2 protein-coding genes are annotated in these 1,134 nt (G+C 77.2%); one reads left to right on the top strand and one right to left on the bottom strand.

Going from position 1 to position 1,134, the window contains the following annotated elements; all coding sequences use genetic code 11:
• Window positions 1-574: FAD-binding oxidoreductase (locus AB0J52_RS41695; RefSeq protein ID WP_500188819.1), on the bottom strand; the 574-nt coding region annotated here is incomplete at its 3' end.
• Between the two features lie 166 nt (window positions 575-740).
• Between AB0J52_RS41695 and AB0J52_RS41690 the strand changes: the two genes are divergently transcribed.
• Window positions 741-1,134, top strand: a 394-nt coding sequence (locus AB0J52_RS41690) for an AfsR/SARP family transcriptional regulator (RefSeq protein WP_500188818.1), incomplete at its 3' end; no start/stop codon positions are given.

The following is a 1,134-nucleotide window of genomic DNA, read 5'->3' as shown; positions in this document are numbered from 1 at the left end:
CCTTGGCGAGGTCACCGCCGCCGCCGCGCAGCGCCCAGAACAGGTCGGGGTCGGACGCTGCGGTGACCCGCGCCGGGGTCCCCGACGCGTCCACGACCTCGAACGCCCGGACGCTGTCGGACGCGAAGCCGTGCCTGCGCCCGAACCAGCTCAGCCCGCCGCCGAGGGTGTAGCCGGTCACGGTGACCGCCGGGCTGCTCCCGGCGAGGCCGGTCAGCCCGTGCGGGCTCGCCGCCTCCAGCACACGCCCCCACTTGACGCCCGCCCCGGCCCGCGCCGTCCGCGTCTCCGGGTCGACGCTCAGCTCGTCCAGGCGGGTGGTGCGCAGCAGGACCGCGTCGGCCGTGTCGCCGGTCGCGCCGTGCCCGCTCGGCTGCGTCGCGACGGTCAGCCCGGCGAGGCGCGCGTGCCGGACCAGCGCCGCCACGTCCTCGGCGTCGGCGGCCTCGACCACCGCGCGGACGGGCTGCTCGACCGCCAGGTTCCACGGCCGCCGCGCCCGCTCGAACCCGTCGTCGCCCGCCTCCAGAACCGTGCCGCGAAGGACGCCGCGAAGTTCGTTCCCGATGCTCATGCCCTGCTCCTGCCGTCGTCGTCCGTGCTGACGGGTCCACCGTGCCGGTCGGGCACTGGGAACGGACTGGGGTCGGCCTGGGGTCGGCCTGGGGTCGGTCCGGGGCGACCTGCGGCGGGGCCGGGGTACCGTAGGTGGATTTTCCGGACGTTCCCGGGGGAGGGGCATGACCGCGGCTGACCTGGAGTTCCGGCTGTTCGGCCCGCTGGAGGCGATCGCGCCCGGACGCGGCGCGCTCGACCTCGGCACGCGCAAGCAGCGGGCGCTCCTGGCGATGCTCGCCCTCGAACCCGGACGCGTCGTCTCCCTCGGCCGCCTGATCGACGAGCTGTGGGCCGGGGAGCCGCCCGCCGGCGCGACCCGCACGCTCCAGGCGTACATCGCGCCGCTCCGCAAGGCCCTCGAACCGGACCGTCCGCCGCGCACCCCGCCCGCGGTGCTGCTGACCCGCGAGCCCGGCTACCTCCTGGCCGTCCCGCCCGGGCGGATCGACCTGTGGCGCTTCACCGCCGAGGCCGAGGACGGCCGGTCCGCGCTCGCGCGTGGTCGCCCCGCGCGAG

The organism is Spirillospora sp. NPDC049652, assembly GCF_040675125.1.
Taxonomy (GTDB): domain Bacteria; phylum Actinomycetota; class Actinomycetes; order Streptosporangiales; family Streptosporangiaceae; genus Spirillospora.
The sequence above is the reverse complement of the archived record's forward strand: the minus strand, read 5'-3'. Positions and strand labels throughout refer to the sequence as shown.